This window comes from Luteococcus struthionis, from assembly GCF_048595755.1.
GTDB lineage: Bacteria > Actinomycetota > Actinomycetes > Propionibacteriales > Propionibacteriaceae > Luteococcus.
Genome location: NZ_CP184360.1, coordinates 1,961,832 through 1,980,820, shown reverse-complemented (window position 1 = coordinate 1,980,820; position 18,989 = coordinate 1,961,832). Strand labels below are relative to the sequence as shown.

Annotated in this window: 17 protein-coding genes; 7 read left to right on the top strand and 10 right to left on the bottom strand. The window is 69.0% G+C overall.

Annotated features, from left to right (window positions below):
- Positions 1-62: 62 nt before the first annotated feature.
- Genes ACOAMO_RS09075 through ACOAMO_RS09055 form a run of 5 tightly spaced genes read right to left on the bottom strand, consistent with a single transcriptional unit; the run spans position 63 to position 4,474 of the window.
- Complete coding sequence (locus ACOAMO_RS09075) at positions 63-1,358, bottom strand: NADH-quinone oxidoreductase subunit D (RefSeq protein ID WP_420176999.1); 1,296 nt, start codon at positions 1,356-1,358, stop codon at positions 63-65.
- A 44-nt stretch (positions 1,359-1,402) separates the two neighbouring features.
- Positions 1,403-2,170, bottom strand: a complete 768-nt coding sequence (locus ACOAMO_RS09070) for an NADH-quinone oxidoreductase subunit C (protein ID WP_420174483.1) — start codon at positions 2,168-2,170, stop codon at positions 1,403-1,405.
- Entirely contained in the window at positions 2,167-2,712 is a 546-nt protein-coding gene (locus ACOAMO_RS09065) for an NADH-quinone oxidoreductase subunit B (RefSeq protein WP_420174482.1), read from the bottom strand. Before ACOAMO_RS09065 ends, ACOAMO_RS09070 begins: the two co-directional genes overlap by 4 nt.
- Before the next feature lie 27 nt (positions 2,713-2,739).
- On the bottom strand, positions 2,740-3,099 hold the full coding sequence (locus ACOAMO_RS09060; RefSeq protein WP_420174481.1) for an NADH-quinone oxidoreductase subunit A: 360 nt from the start codon (positions 3,097-3,099) through the stop codon (positions 2,740-2,742).
- Positions 3,100-3,157: 58 nt separating this feature from the next.
- Complete coding sequence (locus tag ACOAMO_RS09055) at positions 3,158-4,474, bottom strand: geranylgeranyl reductase family protein (protein ID WP_420174480.1); 1,317 nt, start codon at positions 4,472-4,474, stop codon at positions 3,158-3,160.
- A 289-nt stretch (positions 4,475-4,763) separates the two neighbouring features.
- On the opposite strand from ACOAMO_RS09055, the gene ACOAMO_RS09050 reads away from it, so the two are divergent.
- The gene (locus tag ACOAMO_RS09050) at positions 4,764-6,011 is read left to right on the top strand and encodes an isochorismate synthase (protein ID WP_420174479.1); all 1,248 of its coding nucleotides are present in this window, start codon (positions 4,764-4,766) and stop codon (positions 6,009-6,011) included.
- 2 nt (positions 6,012-6,013) lie between these two features.
- Here ACOAMO_RS09050 and ACOAMO_RS09045 read toward each other — a convergent pair whose 3' ends face one another.
- Positions 6,014-7,723 (bottom strand): DUF6297 family protein, encoded by a 1,710-nt coding sequence (locus ACOAMO_RS09045; RefSeq protein ID WP_420174478.1) that lies wholly within the window; start codon positions 7,721-7,723, stop codon positions 6,014-6,016.
- On the bottom strand, positions 7,720-8,373 hold the full coding sequence (locus ACOAMO_RS09040) for an ABC transporter ATP-binding protein (RefSeq protein ID WP_420174477.1): 654 nt from the start codon (positions 8,371-8,373) through the stop codon (positions 7,720-7,722). The genes ACOAMO_RS09045 and ACOAMO_RS09040 overlap by 4 nt, the downstream gene beginning before the upstream one ends.
- A gap of 60 nt (positions 8,374-8,433) precedes the next feature.
- On the opposite strand from ACOAMO_RS09040, the gene ACOAMO_RS09035 reads away from it, so the two are divergent.
- Both ACOAMO_RS09035 and ACOAMO_RS09030 read left to right on the top strand, forming a co-directional pair.
- Complete coding sequence (locus ACOAMO_RS09035; RefSeq protein ID WP_420174476.1) at positions 8,434-9,129, top strand: demethylmenaquinone methyltransferase; 696 nt, start codon at positions 8,434-8,436, stop codon at positions 9,127-9,129.
- Between the two features lie 10 nt (positions 9,130-9,139).
- Positions 9,140-10,870 (top strand): TM0106 family RecB-like putative nuclease, encoded by a 1,731-nt coding sequence (locus tag ACOAMO_RS09030; protein WP_420174475.1) that lies wholly within the window; start codon positions 9,140-9,142, stop codon positions 10,868-10,870.
- A 77-nt stretch (positions 10,871-10,947) separates the two neighbouring features.
- Here the strand turns inward: ACOAMO_RS09030 and menD are convergent, their stop codons facing one another.
- Together menD and ACOAMO_RS09020 are read right to left on the bottom strand one after the other, a co-directional pair.
- The gene (gene menD, locus ACOAMO_RS09025; RefSeq protein WP_420174474.1) at positions 10,948-12,609 is read right to left on the bottom strand and encodes a 2-succinyl-5-enolpyruvyl-6-hydroxy-3-cyclohexene-1-carboxylic-acid synthase; all 1,662 of its coding nucleotides are present in this window, start codon (positions 12,607-12,609) and stop codon (positions 10,948-10,950) included.
- A complete protein-coding gene (locus tag ACOAMO_RS09020; protein WP_420174473.1) occupies positions 12,606-13,562 on the bottom strand; it encodes an o-succinylbenzoate synthase in 957 nt (318 codons plus the stop codon). The genes menD and ACOAMO_RS09020 overlap by 4 nt, the downstream gene beginning before the upstream one ends.
- 496 nt (positions 13,563-14,058) lie before the next feature.
- Between ACOAMO_RS09020 and ACOAMO_RS09015 the strand changes: the two genes are divergently transcribed.
- The 4 genes from ACOAMO_RS09015 to ACOAMO_RS09000 are packed head-to-tail and all read left to right on the top strand — an operon-like array spanning position 14,059 to position 17,116.
- Entirely contained in the window at positions 14,059-14,595 is a 537-nt protein-coding gene (locus ACOAMO_RS09015) for an OsmC family protein (protein WP_420174472.1), read from the top strand.
- A gap of 25 nt (positions 14,596-14,620) precedes the next feature.
- Entirely contained in the window at positions 14,621-15,688 is a 1,068-nt protein-coding gene (locus ACOAMO_RS09010) for a hypothetical protein (protein ID WP_420174471.1), read from the top strand.
- Between the two features lie 13 nt (positions 15,689-15,701).
- Positions 15,702-16,253: a flavin reductase family protein gene (locus ACOAMO_RS09005; RefSeq protein WP_420174470.1), complete on the top strand. Its 552-nt coding sequence runs from the start codon at positions 15,702-15,704 to the stop codon at positions 16,251-16,253.
- Complete coding sequence (locus ACOAMO_RS09000) at positions 16,250-17,116, top strand: formate/nitrite transporter family protein (RefSeq protein WP_420174469.1); 867 nt, start codon at positions 16,250-16,252, stop codon at positions 17,114-17,116. Before ACOAMO_RS09005 ends, ACOAMO_RS09000 begins: the two co-directional genes overlap by 4 nt.
- Positions 17,117-17,183: 67 nt before the next feature.
- Here the strand turns inward: ACOAMO_RS09000 and ACOAMO_RS08995 are convergent, their stop codons facing one another.
- Complete coding sequence (locus ACOAMO_RS08995) at positions 17,184-18,905, bottom strand: glycoside hydrolase family 3 protein (RefSeq protein WP_420174468.1); 1,722 nt, start codon at positions 18,903-18,905, stop codon at positions 17,184-17,186.
- Positions 18,906-18,989 lie beyond the last annotated feature (84 nt).

The window sequence follows — 18,989 nt, the reverse complement described above, 5'->3', positions numbered from 1 at the left end:
GGTGCGTGCGAGTGTTGCGGGGGATTCCAAGGGGGCCGTCCCCCTTGCCAGACAGAGCCTCATCAGCGATCCACCCCGCCCATGACCGGGTCGATCGAGGCCAGCGCCGGGATCACGTCGGAGAGCATGCCGCCCTCCATCAGCGCCGGAATGGCCTGCATGTGGTTGAAGCCTGGGTCGCGCAGATGGGCGCGGAAGGGACGCGTGCCGCCGTCGGAGACCAGGTGCATCGCCAGCTCGCCGCCGGGAGCCTCCACCGCGGTGTAGACCTGACCCGGGGGCACCTTGAAGCCCTCGGTGACGATCTTGAAGTGGTGGATCAGCGCCTCCATGGACTCGCCCATGATGTGCTTGATGTGCTCGTGGGAGTTGCCCTGGCCGTCGGGGCCCAGCGCCAGCTGCGCCGGCCACTTGATGTGCGGGTCCTCCACCATCACGGGCTGGCCATTGGTGGCCTCCAGCTTGTCGATGACCTGGCGCAGGATGCGCACGGACTGGTTCATCTCCTCCAGACGGACGCGGAAACGGCCGTAGCAGTCGGGGGTGTCCCAGGTGACGGCGTCGAACTCGTAGTTCTCGTAACCGCAGTAGGGCTGCGTCTTGCGCAGGTCCCACGGGTAGCCGGCCGCACGCAGCGACGGGCCCGTCACGCCCAGCGCCATGCAGGCGCTGAGGTCCAGGGTGGCGACCTCCTGCATGCGTGCCTTGAAGACCGGGTTGGCATTGCAGAAGCCGGCCACCTCGGGCAGGTACTTCTCCATCCGGGTCACCAGGGCGCGCAGGCGGTCCAGGCCGTCGTCGGGCATGTCGACGGCCACGCCGCCGGGGCGGATGTAGGCATTGTTCATGCGCAGACCGGTCACGGCCTGCAGGAATTCCAGGCAGATCTCGCGTTCGCGCAGGCAGACCTCGGCCACCGAGGAGGCGCCCAGCTCCAGGCCACCGGTGCCGACCGCCACCAGGTGCGATCCCAGTCGGTTGACCTCCATCACCATGACACGCAGGATGTCGGCGCGCTCCGGGGCCTGGATGCCCAGCAGCTTCTCCACGCCCAGGCAGTAGACGGCCTCGTTGAAGATGCTGGCCACGTAGTTGGCGCGCGTGACGTAGGCCACACCCTGGGTCCAGGTGCGGTACTCCATGTTCTTCTCGATGCCGGTGTGCAGGAAGCCGATTCCCGGACGCACCGAGAGCACGGTCTCACCGTCGAGTTCCAGCACCATGCGCAGCACGCCGTGGGTCGACGGGTGGTGCGGGCCGAAGTTGACCACGATCGTCTCGTCGCTGCGCTCGGCCTGCTCGCTGACGATCTCGTCCCAGTCGGAACCCTGCGTCATGTACACGTGGTCCGCGGGCACCTCGCCCGGGGCCGCGTAGAGGTCCTCGTTCATGGCGTGACTCATCAGTAGCTCCTCCGCTGGTCCGGCGGCGGCACCGTCGCACCCTTGTACTCGACCGGGATGCCGCCCAGTGGGTAGTCCTTGCGCTGCGGGTGTCCCGCCCAGTCATCCGGCATCAGGATGCGGGTCAGGCCGGGGTGCCCGTCGAAGATGATCCCGAACATGTCCCAGGTCTCGCGCTCGTGGTAGTCGGCCATCGGGTAGGTGGCCACCACCGAGTCGACGTGCGGGTGACCGTCGGACAGCGCCACCTCGAGGCGGATGCGACGGTTGTGGGTGATGGAGAGCAGGTGGTAGACCACGTGCAGCTCCTCCCCCTTCTGCTCCGGGTAGTGCACGCCGCTGACGCCCGAGCAGATCTCGAAGCGCAGGGCGGGGTCGTCACGCAGCTGCCGGACCAGGGTGGTCAGCTGCTCCGGGACGACGAAGAAGGTGATCTCGTCGCGGTGCACCAGCACACGGCCGGTGGAGAAGCCGGGAACCAGCTCCTCCATCCGGTCGGCCACCTCGTCGAACCAGCCGCCGTAGGGGCGCTGGGCCAGACCTGGGGCCTCGATGGTGCGCTGCATCCCGGCATAACCGGAGGTGTCGGGCGAACCCTTGCCCCACATGCCCTTGGTCTGCTTCAGCACATAGGCACCCTCGGCGTGGACCTGGGGATTGGGGGTCGGCTGGGCGTCCTCGCGCTCGACGCCACCCTTGGGAGCGGCCTCGACGGAGGTCACCGGCTCGTTGATCGTCTTGTCCTCGATCGGCTTCTGGTCGCTCATCGCATGAGGCCCTTCATCTCATGGGTGGGGGTGGCCACCAGGGCGGCAGCCTCGTCGGCTTCATGCTTGCGCTCGATGTTGCCCATCAGCGGGTGGTGCTGGATGTCGGCACGCAGCTTGAAGATCGCGTCGATCAGCTGGTCGGGGTTGGGCGGGCAGCCCGGCAGGTAGTAGTCGACCGGCACGACGTGGTCGCAGCCCTGCACGATGGCGTAGTTGTTGAAGATGCCGCCGGAGCTGGCGCAGGCGCCCATCGAGATGACCCACTTGGGGTTGGGCATCTGGTCGTAGAGCTGGCGCACCACCGGCGCCATCTTCTGGCTCAGACGCCCGGAGACGATCATCAGGTCGGCCTGGCGCGGCGAGGCGCGGAAGACCTCATGGCCCCACCGCGCGGCGTCGTGGCGCGGGCCACCGTAGGAGATCATCTCGATGGCGCAGCAGGCCAGACCCATGGTCAGCGGCCAGAAGGAGGTCTTGCGCAGCCAGCCGACGACGGCCTCGGAGGAGGCGAGCAGCACGCTGCCCTCTTCGTTGCTCATGGTGTTTCCCTTCGTTCAGCTGGAGTTTCAGTCCCAGTCCAGACCGCCGCGGCGGTAGACGTAGTAGTAGGCGATGAGGACCGCATTCATGAACAGGATCATCGCGATCACCGCGAACAGACCCAGTTCGTCGAAGGAGACCGCCCACGGGTAGAGGAAGACGATCTCGATGTCGAAGATGATGTACAGCATCGCGATGACGTAGTACTTCACGGGGAAGCGACCACCACCGGCGGCCTGGGGCGTCGGGTCGATGCCGCATTCGTAGGTCTCGTACTTGGTGCGGTTGGCACGCGACGGGCTGAACAGCAGGTTCAACCCGACCATCACGAGGACGAAGAGCGCGGCCAACGCTGACAGGCCGACGATCGGAATGTAGGGGTTCATGCGCTGACGCCCTTCCTGAGGAGTGCTTGCTTCATTCTTGCCCGTGGATGCCTTGCCGTCATGCCTTGGGGGCCAGTCGGCTGAGCGTGTTGATGATGTGGTCGTCCAAGTTGCCGCCGCGACGGTCGGTGAGATTGGCCAGCAGCTTGTGGACCAGCTTCATCAGACGACGTCGGGGAAGTCCGTACTTGATGCACAGGTGCATCACGGTGGGCTTGCCGATCAGCCACGCGAAGACGTGGCCGAGGCGGAAATATCCACCGAATGTTCCTTCCAATTGAGAACTGTAGCCCTCGAGTGCTCGCTCGGCGGCGGCGGCCCCCATGCCTCTGGCGTGCGCCTGGGCGATCGCGTCGGCCGCCATCTCTGCCGCCTCCAGCGCGTAGTCGATGCCCTCGCCATTGAAGGGGCTGACCATGCCGCCGGCGTCGCCCACCAGCAGCAGTCCCTTGGCATAGGCGGGCTTGCGGTTGAAGCCCATCGGGAGCGCGGCCCCGCGGATCGGACCGAGCCGGTTCTCCTCGGTCAGCCCCCACTCGGCCGGGGTGGCTGCGAGCCAACGACGCATCAGGTCCTTGTAGTCGGTCTTGCCGAAGGCCTCGGAGCTGTCGAGCATGCCCAGCCCCACGTTGACGATGCCGTTGCCGTCCTCGTCGGTGCCCATCGGGAAGATCCAGCCGTAGCCGGGCAGCACATTGGACTTGCCGGGCTCGCCGTCCCACAGCTCCAGCCAGGACTCCATGAAGTTGTCATTCCCGCGGGGGCTCTTGTAGTAGGCCCGCACCGCGACGCCCATGGGGCGCTTGTCGAGCTTCTGCACCCCCATCGCCACGCCCAACCGCGAGCTGACACCGTCGGCGGCCACCACCACGGGGGCCAGGAAACGACGACCGTCCTTGGTGACGACACCGGTGATGCGCCCGGACTCGTCCAGCACCGGTTCCTTGACGGCGGCGCCCTCGACCAGTTCGGCCCCCAGGCCGGCAGCGTGGCGGGCCAGGGTCTCGTCCAGGTCCATCCGGGCGCAGGTGAGGCCGAAGTTGGGGAAGTCGGTCAGGTCCGGCCAGGGCATGAACAGTTCGGAGTCGTTGTCGACGCGGGCCTCGCCGCCGTAGATCTTGAGGCCCTCGTTGCGGTGGAAGCCGTTCTCGGCGCTGATGTCGACGCCCAGCTTGACCAGGGCGCGCACCGCGCGGGGCGTGAGGCCGTCGCCACAGATCTTGTCGCGAGGGAAGGTGGCCTTCTCCAGCAGCACGACGTCCAGGCCGCGACGAGCCAGGTGTGCTGCGGTGGCGGACCCAGCGGGGCCAGCGCCCACGACGACGGCATCGGCCCGGCGGACGTCAACTTCCTGCGGCGACGCATCGGCCGACATGTGCACTCCTGACCACTCCCTTGGATTTCCGCCTGATGGCACGCAAAGGCATGCCCAGCGGCGGTTGTTCACGCTGAGTCTAGGGCGTGCCCGCCGACGAACCCAAGCCACCCCGCCGCGAGCCATGATTCCAGCCTCACTAGGGGCAATTCCCCCGATTTAGACAACACAGGAGTTGCGCAAATAAGGTCTGCGGGCCCTGCGCGAAAGGCAGCCCAAAGGCCGCGCGACCACGCCGCTGGAGCACGACGTTTTCGCCGCGGGGCGCCGGGCTGGGTACCATGCTGCGGTGATCGTCAACCCCGGTTCCGAACGTCTTCGTGCCCGCACTGTCGCGATTGAGGACCCCGGAAACCTGGAACGATTCCTCACCGACAAGGCGAGTCACGCCTTCCTGCGGCGTGGCGACGGAGTGGTGGGCATCGGCGAGATCGCCCGCTTCACCACCGACTCCCCCGAGGCCGCCGACGTGTGGTGGCAGCAGTTCGTCGAGGAGATGGAGAACGAGACCGAGCTGATGGGCGTCTCGGGAACCGGACCGATCGCCTTCGGCTCCTTCAGCTTCGACGGTGACCGCTCCGCGGAACCCTCGGTGCTCGTGGTGCCCGAGGTGGTCATCGGCCGACGCCGCGGCCAGGCCTGGATGACCCGCATCGGCCACGGCAATGTCACCGACCAGATGCCCGAGGTGCAGCCGCTGCCGACGCCGCCCGGGCACGTGGAGCTGGTGGACGGCACCCTGGACGCGGATCTCTGGGCCGAGACGGTGGCCGAGGCCGTGCAACGGATCCGTGAGGGCCAGGTGCACAAGGTGGTGCTGGCACGCGACATGATCGCGCGCACCGAGCTGCCCCTGGACCCCCGCTGGCTGGTCCACCAGCTGGTCAACCGTTACCGCGACTGCTGGACCTACCTGGTGGACCGCACCCTGGGGGCCTCCCCCGAGATGCTGGTGCGCACCGAGGGTGGGCTGGCCACCTCGCGGGTGCTGGCCGGCACCATTCGTCGCCCCTATGCCGCCGACGCGAGCGAACTGGCGACCGTGCTGACCGGATCCGCGAAGGACATGCGCGAGCACGAGTACGCCGTCGAGAGCGTGGCGCGGGGGCTGGAGCCGTGGTGCACCGGGATGAACGTGCCCGATGCCCCCTATGTCCTGGAATTGCCGAATGTGCTGCACCTGGCCACGGACATCACCGGCGTGGTCAAGTCCGAGACCTCCTCGCTCGCCCTGGCCGCGGCGCTTCACCCCTCGGCGGCCGTCTGTGGAACCCCCACCCCGGTGGCCCGTGACCTGATCGCGGAGCTGGAACAGCTCGACCGTGGCCACTACGCCGGCCCGGTGGGCTGGATCGACACCGCCGGCGACGGCGAATGGGCCATCGCGCTGCGCGGTGGTCAGCTCGACGCCGCCGACCAGCACCAGGTGCAGCTGTTCGCCGGCTGCGGCATCATGCGCGACTCGGTGCCCGCCGACGAGGTGGCCGAGACACTGGCCAAGTTCGTCCCGATGCGCGAAGCCCTGATGGGCGAATAGCCCTACTTCTTGCGCTTGACCTTGCGGCGCGCCTGGGGCTGTGCGGGCTCGCCCACCGCTCGCCTCGCCTGCGGCGGCCGGTCCTGCTTCGTCTGCGGCGGCCGGTCCTGCTTCACCTGCGGTTCCCGCTCCTGCTTCGCCTGCGCCAGCAGCCGCTCGTTCTCCTCCTTCTGCGCCTGCAGCTCCTCGGCGTCCAAGCCGCCCATGCGCAGGATGGAGAAGGCCACCGCCGCCAGCACCAGCGAGACCCAGGGCGAGAGCCCGAAGACCACCGGCAGGGTGATCAGCGCCACCATGTCGAAGCCGCGCAGCAGGTTCATCGCCAGCCCGGGCGGCATCGCGCCGGCGCTGGTGGACAGCATCGGCTTGGAGAAGTCGGCCGGCTGGGCCGAGACCCAGCGGATGGCGGCCACCAGACCGGCGGCACCACACACCAGCGCCACCAGCACGCCCTCGTTGAGCGGGCGCGGGGCCTCGGTGCCGATGCCCAGGAAGGCCGGAGCCACCGCCAGGCTCCACACCGCCGCCAGACCCGTCGGCACCACGCTGGCCGCGGTGCGCAACTGCGAGGTGCTCCACGGCAGGCTGCGCGCCAGGCCCCTGGTGCGGGTCAGCACCCGCAGGCTTCCGAAGAAGGGAATGAGCGCGGCCATCAGCACCAAGGCGGAGATCGCGGCATTGAGCGCCCCCAAGCCCAGGGCCTGCACCGCATAGGGCACCAGCGCGCTGACCGCCAGCAACATCAGCGGACGCGGAAAGCGCAGCAGCCGCTGCAGGTCACGCCAGACCAGTGCCTGCGTGCCCACTCCCCTGCCCCGCGTCGGACGGACGCTGCCACGCTGCAGGGCCTCGCGCTCCACCAGGATGTCGCGCATCAGCCCGAAGTCGAGCGCGAACATGGCGCCCTGCATGCCGCTGGCCAGCGATCCACCGCTGAGCAGCCGGGCTCGTCGGAAGTGGTCGAGCCGGGCGCGCGCCAGCAGCGTGAAGACCACCATCACCACCGCCCCGGCCACGGCGACACCGAAGGCCAAGGTGCGAGCGGTCCCGTCGGCCATGTGGATCGCGGCACGTCCGGTGGCCGTGGCCATCACGGCCAGCAGGGTGAGCACCACGGCCAGCCCCGCCACGGTCTGCAGGCCGCGCACCGCCCAGGTGCGTTCCCTGCCCTGCTCGGCCGCGGCAAAGGCCACCAGCCCGGCCGAGCCGAGCCCCGTCGCCGCGGACCAGGCCAGCACCGACGGCAGCGGCGAGCCGGTCAGGGCGGTCACCAGGGCCCCCAGCAGGGCTCCGCCGAGCAGCGCCACCACCAGGGCGGCCAGCAGGCGACGCACCAGCAGCCGCGAACGGCGCAGCGGGGCGTCGAGCAGCCAGAATCCCTCGGCTGCCGAGGCGAGCACCGGGCCGAACATCGCACTGGCCGCCAGGGCCATCACGAAGGTGCCGAACATCGCCGCCCACGGCAGCAGGCCTCGGCCGGACAGGCAGGCCGAGGTGGTGCAGGTGGCAGCCATCTGCTGGGCATTGATCACCACATTGGTGAGCATCGCGCCGATCATCACCACCGCGAAGACCGCCACATAGGCATCACCCAGGGCCTGGCGCAGGTTTCGGTTGGCCCGCCCCTGCCGCCAGTCGCCCATCAGCAAGAGCAGTTGCCGTTCGTCCACCTCGTCGCGCGCCACCAGCGGCGCGGCCACGTCGTTGCTCATCCGCGGGGACCGCCCAACTCCACCTGACGGGCCCGGACGGCCTCGACCAGGCTCGGCTCATGCGAGGCCATCACGATGGCCAGTCCGTCGTCGAGGTCCTGGCGCAGTCGTCGGCCCAACCAGGCGATGCCCTCCACGTCGAGGCGCTGTTCGGGCTCGTCGAGCACCAGCAGCTTGCGCGGGCGGACGAAGGCGGTGGCCAGCGCCAGACGGCGGCGCTGGCCGGAACTCAGGGTGCCGGGCAGCTGGGCGGCCTGCGGCACCAGCTGCACCTGGTCGAGCACCTCGTCCACCAGGGTGTCCGGCTCGGACAGGCCGTGTGCCCTGGCCAGCAGGTCCAGGTGCTCCACGACGGACAGGTCGGGGAAGAAGTCAAGGTCGTCGATGACGGTGGCCATGCTGCGACGGATGTCGGGATGGGTCTCACGCAGCGGGATGCCGCACACCTCGATGGTGCCCTCGGTGGGCTTGTCCGCCCCGACGATGCAGCGCAGCACCGTCGACTTGCCGGCACCATTGCGGCCGGTCAGGGCCACGGCCTCGCCCTCACGCACCTCCAGGTTGAAGTCGTCGACGATGACGTGTTCGCCATAACTCTTGGTCAGGCCTGAAACCTGGAGGACCTTCTTGCGTGATGCCATGGGCTCCATTGTGCGCCATGCCGGTCGGAGGCACCGCTCGGCTCTCGACGGTCGTGGAACAATGGGCCCGTGTTCGAGTCCCGTGCCACCCTTGCCAAGCGCCGCCAAGACGTCGCCCAGATGTTCGACGGCGTCGCCCAGCGCTATGACCTGATGAACGACGTGATGACCGCCGGCCTGCAGCGCCAGTGGCGCCGCGAGACCGTGGAGGCCGTCGACCCCAAGCCGGGCGACGTCATCCTCGACCTGGCGGGAGGCACCGGCACCTCGGCCGCCACCTTCGCCGAGCAGGGTGCCGAGGTCTTCCCCACCGACCTGAGCCTGGGGATGCTGCGCGTGGGCCAGGAGCGCCAGCCGCACCTGCAGTTCGTCGCCGGTGATGCCCTGCAGCTGCCCTATGCCGACGACAGCTTCGACACCGTCACCATCAGCTACGGCCTGCGCAATGTCGAGGACACCCTGGCCGCGCTGAAGGAGATGCGCCGCGTCACCCGTCCCGGTGGGCAGGTGGTGATCTGTGAGATGAGCCATCCCACCAATCGGGCCTTCGAGTTCGTCTACGACCAGTGGCTGCCCCGCGTCATCCCGGCGCTGAGCCGCCTGTCGAGCAATCCGGCCGCCTATGAGTACCTCTTCGAGTCGGTGTTGACCTGGAAGCGGCAGGAGGAGCTCGCCGACCTGATGTCCGAGGCCGGGTGGCAGGCCGTGGGCTGGCGCAACCTCAGCCAGGGAATCATCGCCCTGCACCGCGGTTGGAAGGCCTGAGCCGGCACTGATGGCCATCATCCTGGACCCCTACGCCGCACGCTCCTGCCCGGTCAAGACCCAGAATCGCTACGACCCGACCCTGCAGGCCCCGGCCAGCCCGCCCGACGAGGCACTGCAGGAGCTCTTCGCCGGAGGCAAGGCCTTCGAGGACGAGGTGCTGCAGGCGATCATCGACGGGGCCACCGACGTCGTCGACCTGCGCTCCTGCGATGACCGCAGCCAGGCCCAGCACCTCACCCAGCAGGCGCTGGAGGACGGGCGCGACGTGGTGATCGGCCCCCGGCTGCCCGTCGACGTGGCCGGCCACCGGCGCGGCCAACCAGACCTGTTGGTGCGCGGCACCGACCAGGCCGACGGCCGAGCAGGCTATCGGCCGGTGGAAGCCAAGCGGCACCGGGTGCTGGAGATGGGCAATGCCGAGCAGGTCTGCCACTTCAGCACGCTGGAGGCGCCCAGGGTGCAGCTGCAGCATCCGCAGATGACCTTCAAGCCCTCCCGCGAGGCGGACCTGTTGCAGATGGCCCACTACTGGCGTCTGCTGGACGCCGCCGGGTGGGCCGACGCGGCCGCACCGATCGCGGGGGTGATCGGCACCGACCACCTGGAGGGGCGCCAGGGCCCGGTGATCAGCTGGGTGGACCTGTCACGCAAGTTCATCCGCACCTTCTCTCGCACCTCCAGCACCGGGTGGAAGCTGCGCAGCCCGCTGGAACGCTATGACCACGAGTTCGGCTTCCGGGTGAAGGTGGCCCAGGTGGCTGCCGCGCGCACCGGCTCCCCCGACGACCACCGCCCGATGGTGGCGCCCATCGTGGTGCGCGAGTGCGACCACTGCACCTGGTGGGAGGTGTGCAAGCCGCAACTGGGCGAGGACGACCTGAGCCTTCGGATCAACAAGTCGCCGCTGGACGTGCGCGAGATCAGCGTGCTGCGCAGCCGCGGCATCAACACCCTGTCAGACCTGGCCCACGCCGACGTCGAGGCCCTGATGGAGAGCTACCTGCCCGAGGTGGCCCATCGCAGCGGCGCCGACTCCCGCCTACGGCTGGCCGCCCGCCGGGCCTCGCTGATGCTGGCCGGCGTCGAGCTGGAGCGGTTGACCACCGAGCCGGTGGACCTGCCCGAGGTGAGTCTGGAGATCGACTTCGACATCGAGACCTCCGCCGGCGACCGCGTCTACCTGTGGGGCTTCCTGGTGGATGACCGCACCAGCGGCGAGGCCCCCTTCTACAAGGCCTTCTCGCGGTTCGAGGAACTCGACAATGCCCGCGAGTGCGCCCTGGCGGCCGAGGCGATCACCTGGCTGGACCGGGTGCTCACCGAACGCCCCGACGCCCACGTCTACCACTACTCCGATTACGAGGTGGTGCACCTGCTGCGGCTGGCCCGCCGCTGTGGCCAGCCCGAGGTGCTGGCCGCCGCCAACCGGGTCCGTGACCACTTCGTCGACCTGTTCACGCTGGTCAAGGGCCACTTCTTCGGAACCAATGGCCTGGGGCTGAAGGTGGTGGCCCGTTCCGGCCCCGGTTTCGAGTGGCGCGACGACGACCCGGGCGGCCTGAACTCGCAGCGCTGGTTCCGCGACGCCGTCACCGGCGCCGACGAGCTCACCCGCAGCGAGGCGACCACGCGGGTGCTGGAGTACAACGAGGACGACGTGCGGGCCACCCACCAGCTGCGCGCCTGGTTGCGCACCCTCGACGAGCAGCAACCCGACGCCGAGGCGCCGACCACCTGAGGCTGGCCCCTCGACAAGTTCGGGGAACGATGGCCAGGCTCGGGGGACGATGGCCAGGCTCGGGGAACGATGGCCGGTCAGAAGGCCGCGATGCGCTCCGCCCAGGCGCGACGGTCGTCGCGGGTCACCGGGACCACGAGCAGTTCCGGGCCGCGCACGGGAACCCGCAGCCGCTGCCCCAGCTCCGCCAGGTCATCGACGGTGGCCGACTGCCAGCCGTGGGCCGCCCCCAGTGCCGCCAGATCGGTGCGGTGCGGCGTGCCGAAGACCTTCTCGAAGCTTGCCTCGTGCTCGGGGGCCCCCTGTTCCAGGGTGTGGAAGATGCTGCCGCCCCGGTCGTCGAGCACCACCAGCCGCAGCGTGGGCCGCCGCTCCAGCGCGCCCAGCCACAGCCCTCCGGCGTCGTGCAGGAAGGTGAGGTCTCCCAGCAGGCAGGTGGTGGGACGATCCAGCGCCAGCGCGATGCCGGCGGCCGTCGAGGTGACCCCGTCGATGCCGGCCAGGCCGCGATTGGCGAAGACCGTGGTGGGGGTGGCCTGGGGGCCGAAGAGGGCATCGGGCACCCGCGCCAGGTCGGCGTCACGGATCGGATTCGACGAGCCCAGCACCAGCACCTGGCCCGCGGTGCGCTCCACCACCAGACTGGCGACGGCCAGCCCCGTGGGCCGTGGGTCCCGGCCCGCCTCGGGGCGTTGGGCCAGCTGCAGCCGGGTCTGCATGTCCAGGTCTGCGGTGAGCCACCGGTTCAACCAGCTGGGGTCGCTGGCCGGGGCGAGTTCGACGTCGTCGACCACCCGGCTGGCGGTGAAGCCCGGATCAGGCCAGCGGGCGTCGTCCGCCACCACCACGACCTCGACGTCACTGCGTCGCAGCAACCGGGTGACCGGGCGTGACAAGGTGGGATGCCCGAAGACCACCACCTGCTCGATCTGGCCGCCCAGGTCTGGCTTGCCGAGCAACAGCCGGTAGGTGCTGATCGCCTGGCCCACCCGGGCATTGCTGGAGGGTTCCGCCAGCAGCGGCACCCCGGCCTCGTGGGCCAGCTGCGCGGCTCGCTGCCCCACGGCGGGGCGGGCGTCGCCAGCCAGCACGACGGTGCGCGGCCCGGCCTCCAAGCTCACCGGGGCGGCGGGACGACTGGGCTCCACCTGCCACGGCCGCGGCGCGTCGAGCCCTTCCTCGGTGGGCATCAGCGGTTCGTCCAGGTGCAGGTTCACCTGCACGGGGCCGGGGCGTCGGGTGCGCTGTCCGGTGGCCAGTGCCAGGGCGACGCGCAGCTGGAATCGCCAGGCCTTCGGCGTCGCGTCGCTGGTCAACTGCACCTGGTGGCGCACCTGCCCGGCGAAGAGCCCGAACTGGTGCCCGGTCTGGCTGGCGCCCGAGTTCATCGCGGTCAGCGGACGGTCGGCCGACAGCACCACCAGCGGCACGGAGGCCTCATTGGCCTCCATCACGGCCGGGGCCAGGTTGGCCACCGCGGTGCCCGACGTGGTGACCACGGCCACCGGCTGCTCCAGGGCGCGGGCCATGCCCAGCGCCAGGAAGGCCGCCGATCGCTCGTCGATGCGCACGTGCAGCTCGATCCCCTGGGCCCCGATCTCTTGAGCCCCGACTTCTTGAACCCGGTGCAGGGCCATCGACAGCGGCGCGTTGCGCGATCCGGGGGCCAGCACCACGTGCCGCACCCCCGCCTGCTGCAGCTGTTCGACGACGCACTGGGCCAGCAACCAGGAGCTCACCGAGCGCCTCCCGTCGCCGCGGTCGCGGCCCGATCGGCCCAGGCCTCCACCCGGTCGACCGGGGCGGAACAGGCCGCCAGCCGCGAGGCGGCCACCCGCAGGTCTGCCACCGGCAGGTGCCCGTCGACGGCCACCAGTGAGTCCTCGACCACGTCGTCGGTGAACAGGCGCATGGTGTTGAGTCCGCAGGCGTGGGGCAGTTCCGGCAGCGCCGCGGCCAGCGCCACCCCCATCCGGATGCCGATGCTGGTCTCCAGCGCCGAACTGACCACCACCGGCATGGCAAGGTCCTCGGCCAGTTGCAGGCAGCGACGCACACCACCCAAGGGCTGCACCTTCAGCACTGCCACGTCCGCGGCCTCCAGTCGCTTGACCCGTTCGGGGTCACCGCTGCGACGGATGGACTCGTCGGCGGCGACCGGCACCGCGATGCCGCGCCGCACCAGCTCGCGGCGCAGCCGGGACAGGTCTTCGGTGTCCATCACGGGCTGCTCGGCGTACTCGAGATCGAAGCGGGACAAGTCGCGGAGGTTCGTGACGGCCTGCTCGACGTCCCAGCCGCCATTGGCATCCACCCTGACCCGCCCCTCGGGCCCCAGCGCATCACGCACCGCCTCGACGCGGGCCAGGTCGTCGGCGAAGGGCTGCCCGGGTTCGGCCACCTTCACCTTGACGGTGGTGCAGCCCGACTCGGTGACGATCTGGTGGGCCTGGTGCGGCCCGACGGCCGGCACGGTCGCGTTGACCGGTACCCGGTCACGCACCGGCGGGGGGAAGCCCACGTCTGCGGCCTCCCGCGCCGCCTGCCACCAGGGCCGGATCTCGTCACCGTCGTAGTCCAGGAAGGGGCTGAACTCCCCCCAACCGGCGTCACCGGACAGGACCACCCCCTCACGCATCGTGATGCCGCGGAACCTGGTGCGCAGGGGAATCTGGTAGACGTGCGTGGCCATGCCGAGAGCCTATCGGCCCGATCCGACAATCCGGTCCGGCAATCAGGCCCAGCGACGAGGTGCGGTGTGACAAGGGGCCGAGGGGGCGGCGAAACTCCTCACCCGTCTCACCCAGCGGGAAGACTTGTGGATGGAGAAATCTTCACATAAAGTTATTTCCATGTCAGCAACCCTCATCGCCAGGTACTACCTGGACCTGATGCGCCACTGCGGCGCATTCGTTTGTTGACCAATTCCCTCCGATGATCGCCTGACTCGCTGGGTCCAACCAGCAACCCAGGGCAACTCTCGGACCGTGATCCCCTGCCACACAGCTTTCTGACGTGCACGGTCGATCCGCATCCCACCGCATGGAATGCATCCCCTGACGGGTTTTCCCAACCATTTCCCGGTGGTCTATCCACGCAATTCCCGCGGTCTCATTCCGCCCAAATTCCCCTGCCCGAAATGCACCATTTTCTGGCAGGAAATGCACCCACTCCCGAAAGGAAGCACCATGTCCAATTCCGATCTGCCCCTTGCCGGAATCGACGCCGAGGGCCTCGACCGCCTCTCCTGCAATGCCAAGGAGGACCCCACCACCGGCCGCAAGACGCTGAAGGCCACCACCGTCTGCGAGTCGGGTTTCCGCAACCTGACCTATGTGCGTGACCTGTCCCCCGTCCTGGTGGGCGAGCCCCCGGCCCTGCTGGGCGACGACTCGGCCCCCAACCCCTCCGAGATGGTCCTGGCCGCCCTGGGGTCCTGCATCTCGGTCGGCCTGCTGGCCAATGCCACCCACCGCAATGTGCGGCTCGACAAGATCGAGGTGGAGATGGAGGGCGACATCGACATCTCCGCCGTGTGGGGCGTCGGCGACATCCCGGAGGACAAGGTGGCCGGCTTCAGCGACATCCGCGTCAAGGTCACCCTGGCCGCCGATGCCAGCGACGAGGTGCTGCAGGAGATCCACGACAACGCCATCGTCTGGTCGCCCGTGGTCAACACCATGCGTCGTCCCGTCCGACTCGACTCCACCCTCACCATCGGCTGAACCGCCGCACCCACAGGAGAAGGCCATGAGCACCACCATCACCACCACCTCCCTGGTCAACCCCGAGACGCTGGAGCTGATCGAGCAGCGCGCAGCCGATCTGGATGCCGGGAAGACCACCACCAAGGACGTCTTCCCGCAGCTGGGCGAGCAGAACCTGCTCGGGTTGGGCGCCCCGCACAATGCCGACGGCGGGCTCCCCGCCATGGCTGAAGTGGTCTCGGCGGTGGCCTCGCGCTGCCTGAGCACCGCCTTCTCCCTGTGGGCCACCCGCATCACCGTCGAGTACCTGCTCAGCTCCCAGACCGAGACCGGCCGGCATTACGCCTTCGAGCTGGTCAGCGGCAAGCGGCTGGGCATCACCGGTATGGCCTCGGCCTTCAAGGACCTCTCCGGCTGCGGCAGCCTCGACCTGTCCGCGACCCTCACCGAGGACGGCGGCTTCCTGCTGGACGGCACCCTGCGCTGGGCCAGCAACCTGTTCGACGACTCCATCCTGGTGACCGCGGCGCGCACCGTGCACGGCGACAAGCTGGTGGTGGCGCTGCCGCTGGACACCCCGGGGGTCAGCGTCGGCAAGGCCTTCGAGCTGTTGGCGCTGGGTGGCACCTCCTCGTCCTTCGTGAAGCTGGAGAACGTGCCGGTGCGCGCCGACCAGGTGCTCACCCGCGACGTGGAGACCTTCCTCACCGGAGTGCGCCCCACCTTCCTGCTGCTGCAGAGCGCCATGTGCCTGGGTCTGGCCGCCACCTCGATCGACGCCACCCGTGACGGCCTGGTGGGGGTCAACAACGCCTTCAGCGGCGAGCTCGACGAGGTCTACGGGCGTCATGTGCTGGCCACCTCCGCCCTGACCAAGCTGGCCGAGCGCGTGGGCACCACCGAACCGCCGCAGCGCACCGAACTGCTGTCGCTGCGACTGGCGGCGGCCGAGATCACCACGGCGGCGGCGGGCCTGGAGGTTCGCACCGCCGGCGGCAGGGGCTATGCCCGCGCCACCGCCGCCAGCCGACGATTCCGCGAGGCCACCTTCATCCCGGTGCAGTCCCCCTCCGAGGGTCAGCTGCGCTGGGAGCTGGCCAACAGCCACTGAGACCGGAGCAGCCATGACCACAGTTCTTCCCGACCACACCGTCCACGACGACTGGAGCCTCGGCGAGCCGGTGGATCCCGCGCTCATGCGATCGGTGATGGGCGCCTTCCCCACCGGTGTCACGGTGGTCACCACCAGCCTCGCCGGGCGCGCGGTGGGCATGACCATCAGCTCCTTCGCGTCGGTCTCGTTGAACCCGCCGCTGCTGCTGGTGTGCGTGGCCCGCACCGCCGGGAGCCTGCCCGCCTTCCGGATCGGTCGGCCGCTGGCGGTGAACGTGCTGGCCAAGGGTCAGGGCCAGCTGGCGGGGCGTTTCGCCAGCCGCGCCGAGGACCGTTTCGCCGGGGTGGAGCACGTCCCCGGCCGCAATGGCGCACCCCTGCTGGCCGACACCGCTGCCTGGGTGGAGGGCACCGTCGACCGGATCTACGACGCGGGTGACCACGTGATCCTGCTGGTGCGCGCCGAGCACATGCACCGCAGCGAGAACCAGCCCCTGCTCTACCATTCCGGCAACCTGCACGACTGGGAGCCGCCCACTGCACCGGAGGACACCCAGCCATGACACTCGCCACCGAACGACCCGTGGCCGCCACCCGGCCGGCCCGCGACGAACTCGAGCTCTGGGGCATCGGCGACATGGTGGAGCGCGTCATCGCCGTCGCCGTCGAGAAGGCCCATCGACCGGCCTCGATGCTGGTGCGCTCCCTGATCGGCGGCACGATGGTGGCCTTCGGCGTGCTGCTGAGCACCACCGTGAGCACCGGCATCACCATTCCTGGGCTCTCCAGCATGGTGATGGGCCTGGCCTTCGGCTTCTCCTTCGTGCTGATCCTGGTCTCCGGCGCCTCGCTGATCACCGCAGACATGGCCGCCGGCCTCATCGCGGTGCTGTCGCGACGGCTGGGCTGGTGGCACTACCTGCGCTTCCTGGCGCTGGGGCTGCTGGGCAACCTGACCGGTGCGCTGGGCTTCATCACCGTCGCCGCCGCCGCGGGCGGCCCCTACCTGGCACGCCCCTTCGCCTCCAATGCGGTGGCCATCGGCACCGCCAAGAGCGGCGCGAGCAATACCAGCGCCTTCCTGCTGGCCATCCTGTGCACCTGGTTCCTGCAGACCGCGATGTTCATGTTCTTCAAGGCCCGCACCGACGTGGCCCGGATGGGCTTTGCCTTCTACGGCCCCTTCGCCTTCGTCGTGGGTGGCACCCAGCACGTCATCGCGAACATCGCCTTCATCGCCTTCCCGATGCTGCTGGCCCTGTTCCATCCCGGCATGGTGCCCGCCAACCCCATCGGGTGGGGCCTGGGCGAGCACGGGCTGCTGCGCAACCTGGCCCTGACCACGGCCGGCAACTTCGTCGGCGGTGCCCTGCTGGTGGCCGTGCCCTTCTGGTACGCGGCCCGGTTGATGCAACAGGACCGCTGAACCGAGCCCGAAAACGCGCAGTGCCCGTCTCCCTCGGGGGACGGGCACTGCGCGTGTCAGGTCGGGATCAGAGCTTCGCCTGCCACTTGCCCGCCCAGACGAGGTCATTGGGGGTGCCCTTGAACTCACTCTTGCCCTCCAGCTTGTCGAGCACCCCGGCGATGATGTCGGGATTGGAGTTGTAGGCATTCACGAAACACTTGACCATGGTCAGGTCGTGCAGGTGGGTGGTGAAGTTCAGGCTCACCGCGAAGGTGGGAACCTCGTGCACGTACCAGGGGATCTCGTTGCTCATGGCAGCGCTCCACTGGATGCGGTAGTTGTTCTGCGCGCCGTAACCGATCACCTCGGCGATGAACAGGGCGGCGTCGGTCTCGGCCTTGTACTGCTCGATGGAGCCCTTGACCCGGCTGCCACCCTCCTGCACGGTCACCTCGTAGCCACGCTGGGTGAGCTCGTCGGTGAATTGCTGCACGGTCTGGTCATTGCCGGAGTAGATGCCGCCCTTCTCGCCGGCGACGTAGTACAGCTTGATGCGCTTGTGCTGCTCCGGGTTGAGGGGCAGCTGGTCCAGGGTGTTCTTGACCAGGGTGATGCCCTTGTCCGCGGCGTCCTTGCGCATGGCCAGGTGCTCGTCGCAGCCCACCACGGCCAGCTCCTCGGGCTTCTTCAGCAGCGTGCCGTCGGCCTGCTTCTCGTGCAGGCGACGCTTGGCCTTGAGCCCCAGCACGCGGCGCAGCGCGTCGGTCATCCGCTCCTCGGTGATGACACCGTTGCGGTAGCCGTCGAGCATGTAGCCGAAGTCCTCGTCGATCTGGTTGAAGAACAGGAACATGTCGCAGCCGGCGGCGATGGCACCGGGGACGTAGTCCTTGCGCTGCATCGCGGCGGTCATGCCGAGCATGTGACTGGCGTCGGTGATCAGCATGCCATTGAAGCCCAGCTGTTCCTTGAGCAGACCGGTGGCCAGCTCGGGGGCCAAGGTGGCGGGCAGGATGTCGGAGTCCTGCAGCGCGGGGTTGAGCTTCTTCTGGTAGGCGGGCACGGCGATGTGGCCGGCCATGATCATCTCCACGCCGTTGTCGATGTGGTGCTGGTAGACCCTGCCGAAGCTCTGGTCCCATTCCTCGACGGACAGCTCGTTGACGCCCAGCACCAGGTGCTGGTCGCGCTCCTCGGTGCCGTCGCCCGGGAAGTGCTTGATGCAGACATTGACGTCGCTCTCGCGCATGCCGTCGATGTAGGCCTGGGTGTACTTGATGACGTCGTCGGCATTGGTGCCGTAGGCACGGGTGTTGACGATGGTGTTGCGCCAGTTGAACAGGATGTCGACGCAGGGATCGAAATTGGTGTTGACGCCCAGCGCGCTCTCCTCGACGCCGGAGACGTAGCCCGCATTGCGGGCCACCGACGGATCACCGGCCGCCTCGGACTGGGCGCCGGAGGCAATGTAGGTGCCGTCATTGCAGGCCCCGTTGCCGCCCGAATCGCAGTTGGCGGCCACCATCAGCGGGATCTTGGATCCGGCCTGCAGCTCGTTGATCAGGCCCTGCACCTGCTCCGCGGTGCCACCCTGGTAGCGGGCGCCGCCGATGTGGTAGGTGTCCAGGATCTGCTGGTTGGTCAGTTCGTTGCCGCTGTAGGCATCCTTGCCGAAGAAGAACAGGCAGGTGAACAGCTGGCCCACCTTCTGCTCGTCGGACATGGCGGCGATGGTGTCCTCGACCCACTGGATCTGGGACTCGTCGAGGTTGTAGGGGCTTGCGGTGAGGTCCACGAGCTTGGGCATCGGTGCTCCTTCTGTGGTGATGGGTGGCCCCTCGACAGGCTCGGGGACCGGGAATCCAGCCCCCTCGACAGGCTCGGGGGCCGG